General features: G+C 54.9%; 8 protein-coding genes. 7 read left to right on the top strand and 1 reads right to left on the bottom strand.

All coding sequences use genetic code 11. The annotated features are described in order from the left end of the window. The 5 genes from AYW79_RS14535 to AYW79_RS14515 form a co-directional block, all read left to right on the top strand. Window positions 1-1,033 (top strand): glucose-6-phosphate isomerase (locus AYW79_RS14535; RefSeq protein WP_082864672.1); only part of this gene is annotated, 1,033 nt, incomplete at its 5' end. A 2-nt stretch (window positions 1,034-1,035) separates the two neighbouring features. Next, complete coding sequence (cysK, locus tag AYW79_RS14530) at window positions 1,036-1,953, top strand: cysteine synthase A (protein WP_067567403.1); 918 nt, start codon at window positions 1,036-1,038, stop codon at window positions 1,951-1,953. Between the two features lie 23 nt (window positions 1,954-1,976). Further along, entirely contained in the window at window positions 1,977-2,399 is a 423-nt protein-coding gene (locus AYW79_RS14525; protein WP_067567400.1) for an OsmC family protein, read from the top strand. Between the two features lie 86 nt (window positions 2,400-2,485). Beyond that, window positions 2,486-5,455 carry a formate dehydrogenase subunit alpha gene (fdhF, locus tag AYW79_RS14520; RefSeq protein WP_067567397.1) on the top strand — a complete coding sequence of 990 codons (2,970 nt, stop codon included), beginning with the start codon at window positions 2,486-2,488 and terminating at the stop codon, window positions 5,453-5,455. Window positions 5,456-5,468: 13 nt separating this feature from the next. Continuing rightward, a complete protein-coding gene (locus tag AYW79_RS14515; protein ID WP_067567394.1) occupies window positions 5,469-5,960 on the top strand; it encodes a helical membrane plugin domain-containing protein in 492 nt (163 codons plus the stop codon). A gap of 85 nt (window positions 5,961-6,045) precedes the next feature. On the opposite strand, the gene AYW79_RS14510 is transcribed toward AYW79_RS14515, so the two are convergent. Beyond that, the gene (locus tag AYW79_RS14510) at window positions 6,046-6,807 is read right to left on the bottom strand and encodes an SDR family NAD(P)-dependent oxidoreductase (RefSeq protein ID WP_067567391.1); all 762 of its coding nucleotides are present in this window, start codon (window positions 6,805-6,807) and stop codon (window positions 6,046-6,048) included. Window positions 6,808-6,904: 97 nt separating this feature from the next. Here AYW79_RS14510 and AYW79_RS14505 point away from each other — a divergent pair, with 97 nt between their 5' ends. Next, complete coding sequence (locus AYW79_RS14505; protein ID WP_197460975.1) at window positions 6,905-7,849, top strand: LysR family transcriptional regulator; 945 nt, start codon at window positions 6,905-6,907, stop codon at window positions 7,847-7,849. A gap of 88 nt (window positions 7,850-7,937) precedes the next feature. Further along, the coding region (gene hisD / locus AYW79_RS14500) for a histidinol dehydrogenase (protein ID WP_067567385.1) at window positions 7,938-8,730 on the top strand (793 nt) is incomplete at its 3' end.

The raw sequence follows: 8,730 nt of genomic DNA, 5'->3' as shown, positions 1-8,730 counted from the left end.
GGTCTATGCTGGCCACAACATGAGCGCGACATATCTCTCGGAACTCTTAGCGGATCTCGATCGTTATGATGTGGCGGTCAATGTGATCTCAAAATCGGGGACGACGACCGAACCGGCGCTGGCGTTTCGCTTTTTACAAGCATACATGGAGAAACGATACGGCAAAGAGGACGCCGCGACGCGGATCGTTGCAACGACGGATCGCGCAAACGGCGCGCTCGTAGCGATGGCGCGCGCCTCGGCGTACGCCACGTTTGTCATTCCGGATGACGTTGGCGGGCGCTATTCGGTTCTTACACCGGTTGGGCTGTTTCCTCTTGCCGTAGCTGGCGTTGATATTGACGCACTCCTGGCAGGCGCGCGTCGCGCAAAACAGGAGCTTTCTGAGTCAGATGTTTCGAAAAATGACGCGTATGCATACGCGGCGCTTCGCAACATTCTCTTGCGCAAAGGTTGCGCGATCGAGGCGTTCGTATCCTATGAACCAGGGATTCACTATATCGCAGAGTGGTGGAAACAGCTTTTTGGCGAGAGTGAGGGAAAAGACGGGCGCGGCTTATTTCCAACTTCTCTTGACTTTTCGACAGATCTTCACTCGATGGGGCAGTATGTCCAAGAGGGTGCGCGCATTCTCTTTGAATCGGTCGTTCGCGTCAAGAGTCCGCGACACGCCCTTACGATTCCCGAACTCGCAAGTGACGCGGACGGGCTGAACTATCTGGCGGGACAAAGCGTTCAACATGTCAATGACACGGCGCTGCGCGCGACGATGCTCGCACATGAGGATGGTCGCGTCCCGCAGGTGCTTTTTGAAATGGATGACATGAGTGAACAGAGTCTTGGTTATCTGTTTTATTTTTTTGAACTTTCATGTGCAATCAGTGGATACCTTCTTGGCGTCAATCCATTTGACCAGCCGGGGGTGGAGGCGTACAAGAAAAACATGTTTGCGCTACTCGGCAAGCCGGGATTTGAAGCGGAGCGCGCGCGGCTTTTATCGGCGCGTGAAGAGACAAGGAATGCGAGGGAATAAACATGAAGGTTGTCGATTCGATCACCGAACTGATTGGAAATACGCCGCTTGTGCGTCTTCGTCACGTGATTCCCGAGGGTTCCGGGACGGTGTTTGTCAAACTTGAGCGACACAACCCAGGCGGCAGCGTAAAAGACCGCCCAGCGCTTGAAATGATTCGCGCGGCAGAGCGCGAGGGGCGCCTGCGACCGGGGATGACTATCGTTGAGCCGACGAGTGGCAATACAGGCATCGGGATCGCGATGGTTGCGGCAGCGTACGGGTATCGAGCGATTCTTGTGATGCCAGACACGATGACACGTGAGCGCATCGCCATCTTGAAGGCGTATGGCGCAGAGGTAGAACTCACGCCTGGCCATTTGCGCATGGGCGGGGCCGTGGCGCGTGCGGAGGAAATCTGCCGGGAGCGCGGTGCGGACGCGATTGTGTTGCGACAGTTTGACAATCCGTCAAACCCACATGCGCATCGCTTGACAACCGCGCCTGAACTGCTCGAGCAGATGGATCAGCGGATCGATGCATTTGTCTGCTCTGCGGGTACGGGGGGAACGGTGACAGGCGTGGGTGAAACGCTAAAAGCGGCACTGCCCCACATCCGTGTGATCGTCGTTGAGCCAAAGGGCTCGCCTGTACTCTCAGGTGGTGAACCGGGGCCGCACAAAATTGTTGGGACCAGTCCTGGATTTATTCCATCGATTTTAAACACGTCGATCTATGATCGTATTCTTCAGGCGTCAGATGAGGATGCGATCGAGATGACGCGTCGCCTCGCGCGGGAAGAGGCGCTGCTCTTAGGTGTTTCCTGTGGCGCCGTGGTGCATGCGGCATCGCTTGTGGCAAAGGAAATGGGTGCCGGCGCTCGCATCGCAGCGCTATGCCCAGACACGGGAGAGCGTTATCTGAGTATGGATCTTTTTTAGAACGGGACAGGGAGGCGCGAAAGATGAAAACGAGCGTATCGTGGCGCGGAAAGCGCCGTTTTGAAGCGGTTGCGTCCAATGGGCAGACGGTTGTCATCGATGCGAAACCAGATGCTGGCGGGGATGATGTTGGACCACGTCCGATGGAACTTGTGCTCATGGGACTGTGCGGGTGTACTGGGATCGACGTGAGCTTGATTCTCGAACGCATGCGCATTACCCCACTGCGCATTGAGATTACGGCAGATGGAGAACGCGCGGCAGAACCGCCAGAATTCTTTACAAAAATCGTCATGAACTACGTTGTGGACGCACCGGACGCAGACGTCAATAAAGTGTTGCGCGCGGTCAAACTTTCGCAGGATAAGTATTGTTCTGTGGCGCACTCACTGCGCGCAGAGATTGTCGGGACGCTCGTCTTTAATGGACAATCCGTTCCCTGGTAAGCTTATTTATAGCACCGCGCGGATAACCCTTCCACTGCTTTGAAACACTACGCTGAGTAGGTGTAGAAACGGTGGGAGGAACACGAATGGCGACCCTTTTAGAGCCGGATTCAACAGCACCGCGCGGTACCAATGGAAGTGTTGAAACGCAAAAAACCATTCTCACAGACGCGCTTTTGCGCGGAATGGAAATTCCGCATGTCTGTTTTCACCCGACATTAGGATCGATCGAAACGTGTGATACGTGCATTGTGGAAGTGGATGGCGCGCTTGTGCGCGCGTGCGCGACGCCTCTTCGCGAAGGGGTGGCGGTCGTCTATGACTCAGAGCGGGTACAGGCGGCTCGCAAAGAGGCGATGGATCGCATCCTGCACAATCACGAACTGTACTGTACGGTGTGCGACAATAACAACGGAAATTGTGTCGTTCACAACACGGCGGAACTCCTTCAGATTGAACACCAAAAATACCCCTTCTCGACAAAACCCTACGCGAAAGATTTCTCCAATCCATTTTATCGCTACGACCCGGATCAGTGTATCCTTTGTGGCCGCTGCGTCGAAGCATGTCAAAATCTCCAAGTGAGTGAAGTCCTCTCCATCGATTGGGCGCGCGAGCGACCACGGGTCATCTGGGACCAGGATGTCCCGATTAATGACTCGTCGTGTGTCTCTTGCGGTCACTGTGTCACCGTGTGTCCATGCAATGCGCTCATGGAGCAATCGATGCTTGGGGAAGCCGGTTTTCTCACGGGAATTCGCCCAGAGCTGTTGGAGACGATGATCGAGATTACGAAAGTGGCTGAACCTGGTTACGGACCTATCTTTGCCGTTTCTGAGGTAGAGGCGGCGATGCGCAAATCGCGTATTAAGCGTACAAAAACGGTCTGCACGTATTGTGGTGTAGGATGCAGTTTTGAAATTTGGACGAAAGATCGCCAGATTCTCAAAGTTGAACCGAATACGGATGCGCCGGCGAATGGCATCTCCACGTGTGTCAAAGGCAAGTTTGGCTGGGATTTTGTCAATGACCGTGAACGCTTGCGCAAACCGTTGATTCGGCGCGGGGATTCTTTTTATGAAGCGGAGTGGGACGAGGCCTTAGATCTTGTCGCGACGCGCATGCGGGAGATCAAGATGAGACACGGGCCTGACTCGATCGGCTATATCTCCTCCTCGAAATGTACGAATGAAGAGAACTATCTCATGCAGAAACTGGCGCGCGCGGTGATGGGGACAAATAACATCGACAACTGTTCGCGCTACTGTCAAACGCCGGCGACAGAGGGGCTCAAACGCACGTTTGGACTCGGTGGAGATACGGGGAGCATGGAAGATATTGCGAATGCAGATCTAGTCATCGTCATCGGAGCCAACCCGGCGGAATCGCATCCGGTGCTTTCAACGCGCATTCGGCGCGCGCACAAACGCGGTACTCTGAAGTTGCTCGTCGCCGATTTGCGGAGGCACGATCTCGCAGCGCGCGCAGACCTCTTCATTCATCCTCAACCGGGCACGGATCTGATCTGGCTGTCTGCCGTGACAAAATACATCCTTGATCAGGGATGGCACGACAATGCATTCCTTCAGTCGCGCGCGAGCGGGTTCGTCGCGTATGCCGAGAGTCTCGCCGCGTTTACGCTGGAAGATGCGGTTGAAAAAACAGGTTTGTCGCGGGAGACGCTCGTTGCCGTCGCGACGATGATAAACGAGGCTAAACGCGTGTGCATCCTGTGGGCGATGGGCGTCACCCAGCATATGGGCGGGAGCGACACGAGTACGGCGATTTGCAATCTGTTGACGGTGACCGGTAATGTCGGTCGTCCGGGGACAGGTGCATACCCACTGCGCGGTCATAACAATGTGCAAGGCGCTGGGGATTTTGGGGCGGCGCCGGGTCTTCTTCCAGGCTATCAATCCGTGAGTGATCCTGAGGTTCGCGAGCGCTTTGAAAAGGTGTGGGGAACGCCGCTTCCACAGTCAGCGGGGCTTGACAACCACCAGATGGTCGAAAAAATTCACGAAGGAAAACTCCAGGCGATGTACATTTTTGGCGAGGATATGGCGCTTGTGGATGCAAATTCCAATCATGTGCAAGCGGCATTTTCAAAACTTCGGTTTCTCGTGGTACAGGATGTGTTCTTCTCGAAAACAGCAGAGTTTGCAGACGTGATTCTTCCGGCCTCGCCGAGCCTTGAAAAAGAAGGGACGTTTACCAATACGGAGCGGCGCATTCAGCGATTGTATGAGGTGTTTCCACCACTCGCTGATTCACAGCCTGATTGGAAAATCATGATGCAACTCGCCAATCGCCTTGGAGCGGGATGGACGTATGGTCACCCGGAAGAGATCATGCGCGAAGCGAGCGCGTTAATGCCACTCTATGCGGGTGTGACGTATGAGCGTTTAGCGGGCTTTAAAAGTTTACAATGGCCTGTGCAAGAGGATGGAACGGATACGCCTGTACTCTATCTTGAACGCTTTGCAAAACCGGATGGTAAGGCACACCTCTACCCTGTGGAATGGACCAAGCCGCTGGAACTCGATGAAAAGTATGATCTGCATCTCAACAATGGCCGCATGCTTGAACATTTTCACGAGGGCAACATGACGTATCGCGTACCTGGATTAAAAGAGAAGGTACCTGACACGTATGTGGAGGTGTCGCCGGAGTTGGCGAATGCGCGCGGTGTCAAAACGGGTTCGCTCGTGCGGCTCACGTCGCCCTATGGAAAGGTGAAGGTAAAGGCTGTCGTAACCGATCGGGTGGCGTTAAACGAGCTCTATCTCCCGATGAATACGCCAAACGATGAAGAGGCGGTCAATTATTTGACCAGCAGTTATCACGACACGTACACACATACGCCTGCGTACAAAGAGATGTCGGTGATGCTTGAGATTCTTGAAGAGGAAGGCGAGTCGCCAATTGTTCGCGGCAATTATCGGCTCGGTCACCCCAACCCGCAACCGGGCGTGTTGGTTTTGGAGAAATGGCAACGCGCAGACTATGAACAAATCGCGCAAGAGCCGCGCGCTGACGATCTCAGAACTCGCTAAAGGAGGAATCGACGTGGCACAAGCCATTCGCACGCGTGTCATGGCGCAGGATGCAGGTGCAATCGCGACAGAGCAGACAACGCGGGAGATGACGGAACTGCTTTACGCCAATCGCGACGCCTTGAAACATGGCATCGCGCTTTTGCAAATCTTAAATGAGCGCGAAGTTTTGCAGATGATCACGGCGCTCTTTGAACAACTCGATCCTGTGATGACGGTCATCGTCAACCAAGTGGCCAAACCGGAGTACACGGGCGGCATCAAAAACGTGTTTGCCCTCGCGGGAGGGTTCAGTCAATTCGACAGTGAAGCGCTCACGGCGCTTTTGCGCGGGATTGCGCGCGGTGTGAAAGCAGCGGCTGAGGCGACTGAACAGTCAAAGAGCGGAATCGGTGTCTTTGATCTTCTCAAGGCGCTCAAAGATCCTGAAATCAGTAGCGGACTGCGGACACTTTTGCAATTTCTAAAAGGGTTTGGGGCGGGGATGGCGCTACAGCAGTCGTAGAAAAGCGTATGGATGAAAAAAACGCGACGTGAGAAGGGGACCTTCACACGTCGCGTTTTATATGTCCGGCTCGCGAGTTAATGACTCACGCGCGAGCGAGTTGCCCATAAGGGCCTTGCTGAACAGGTCGCATGACAATCGTATCAAGGTCAACGTGCGCTTTGCGCGTGACGGCAAACGCGATCACGTCTGCCACATCTTCGGCGGTGAGTGGTGTGACACCTGAGTACACCGCATCCGCTTTATCCTTGTCCCCAGAGTAGCGAACAACGCTAAAGTCGGTCTCAACCATGCCCGGATCGACCGATGTGACACGGATGGGATGCCCCAAGAGTTCTTGGCGCAGCGCACTTGTGATGGCGCGCACGCCAAACTTTGTCGCACAGTAGACAGAGCCCCCAGCATACGCGTCGTGTCCTGCGGTCGAGCCCAGATTGACGACGTGGCCAAATCCTTGTTCAATCATGATCGGCACGACGAGCCGCGTGACGCGCAGGAGCCCTAAGACGTTTGTATCTAGCATCTCTTGCCACTCATCATCGCTCGTCTGATCGGCAATTCGTGTGACACCGCGCGCCAAACCCGCGTTATTCACCAAGACGTCGATGCGCCCAAACGCGTTTTGCGCCTCTTTGACAAATGACGTCACGCTCGCTCCAACAGTGACGTCAAGCGCGCGTGAAAAAACGCGCGCGCCGCGCGACTGCACATCCGCCGCGATTTCTTCCAAGCGCGCTTCACGGCGTGCGCCAAGCATGAGGTCGAATCCAAGTTCTGCCAATTGCCGCGCGGTTGCGGCGCCAATTCCTGAGCTTGCGCCAGTGATCAGCGCGGTGCGTTTGTTCATGGTGCAGGGTCTCCTCCCACGTTTACGTGTCAGTTCTTTCCTGACTTTCCTATCTTGTCATGATAGCATAGGGACAAAAAGAATGGATGGGATGGCCATGAACCTGCGGCGCTTTCACGCACTCATTGAAGTGGCTGATCGGCGAAGTTTTTCGGACGCGGCACACGCGATGGGTTTGACGCAACCTGCGATTAGCAAACAGATCAAATCGCTTGAAGACGAACTCGGTGTCACGTTTTTTTTGCGTGACGCGGCGAGTGTTCAATTGACAGAAGCGGGTGTCAGAGCGTACCAAACGGGCAAGCGTCTCCTTCAAGAGTACCAGGGACTTGTCGATTATTGTAGGGGAATGCAAGAGGTTGTGCGCGGAAGACTGCGCGTAGGTGCCAGTACGATTCCCGGAACGTATCTCTTGCCGCTTGCGCTCCGCGAATTTCGCATGAACTACCCACACGTCGAGTTGAACGTGACGGTGGCCTCCTCCGGGAACATTGTACAGCGCCTTTTGCAAGGTGCAGTCGACCTTGCGATCGTAGGCTCGGAGCCGAGTCACGAGGAACTGTCTGTGACGCCGATAGGGAAGGATGAACTCGTCCTCATTAGCCCGCGTGATGTGTCACACCTGAATCTAGAGACGCTTTATAACGATCAGTGGGAGGATCTCTCAACGTTGTTTGCCCATGGGCTTGATCAGCAAAGACTTCAAGCGCTTCCGATGATTGGCCGTGAGCGGACATCGGGGACGCAGACGTCACTGGAAACAACGCTGCGCAAAGCAGGGATTGACCCGACGTGCCAACGTGTGATTGCTCATGTGGAAGATACGAGCACGCTTGTTGCGATGGTTGCGTCTGGCATCGGATTCGGGGTGGTCTCAGCGCGCGCGGCACAGCGCGCGGATCTGGCCATCTACCATCGGTTTAAGGAACCACGAACGCTCTATTTGGTTACGTCAAAACGACAGGTGCAAGACGGTATTGCACTTCGTTTTATCGAGCATCTCAAAGCGACACAGTTTGAAAGAGAGAGAGATGGCGTATAAGGGTTGGCGTTTTCGGTTCACTTTAGTATAGTAGAGTAATAAAGTGAATATGGAAGTGGAAACAAACAGAATTGAAGGAGAGAGTTTCGTGATCGCACGCTACCGCATGAGTGAATTGACGCAATCCGAACAAGATCGCATCTTGCGCCGCGCTGGAAGCGACATTTCTGCACAGATGGAAGTGGCGCGCGAGATTTGTGACACCGTGAGGCGAGAGGGGGATACAGCGCTTTATGCCTACACGGAGGCATTTGACGGTGTGCGACTAAATCCGGGAAGCATGCGCGTTACGGAAGAAGAAATTCGGGAGGCCACTGCGCAGGTCGACGAACGCACTGCAGAAACGCTGCGCTATGCGGCGAGAAACATACGGCGCTTTCACGAGGCGCAAATGCCCGAACCAATGTGGATGATGGAAGTGGATCAGGGGATCATGGCAGGTGAAAAGGTAACCGCCATCCCGGACGTGGCGCTCTATGTCCCGCGCGGGAAAGGGAGCTTCCCATCGGTTCTCTTGATGCTTGGCACGCCGGCAGTTGTCGCAGGTGTAGCGCGGATCATCGTTTTGACACCGCCGAATGAGGTGGGAAAGGTGGATCCTGCGATTCTCTTTGCGGCCGACTTGCTCGGTATTCGCGAGATTTACAAGGTGGGCGGCGCCCAAGCGATTGCGGCAGTCGCCTATGGTACAGAAACGGTGCCCAAGTGCGCAAAGGTTCTAGGTCCTGGAAATCCGTACGTAACTGCCGCCAAACGCCTTGTGATGGGTGCGATCGATCCGGGTGTTCCGGCAGGACCGAGTGAGGCGATCATCCTGACGGACGGATCGGTCGACCCGCGCTTGGTTGCGCATGATGTGTTGATTGAGGCAGAGCACGGCC

Origin of the sequence: Ferroacidibacillus organovorans (assembly GCF_001642725.1) — a bacterium.
GTDB lineage: Bacteria > Bacillota > Bacilli > Alicyclobacillales > SLC66 > Ferroacidibacillus > Ferroacidibacillus organovorans.
The sequence above is the reverse complement of the archived record's forward strand: the minus strand, read 5'-3'. Positions and strand labels throughout refer to the sequence as shown.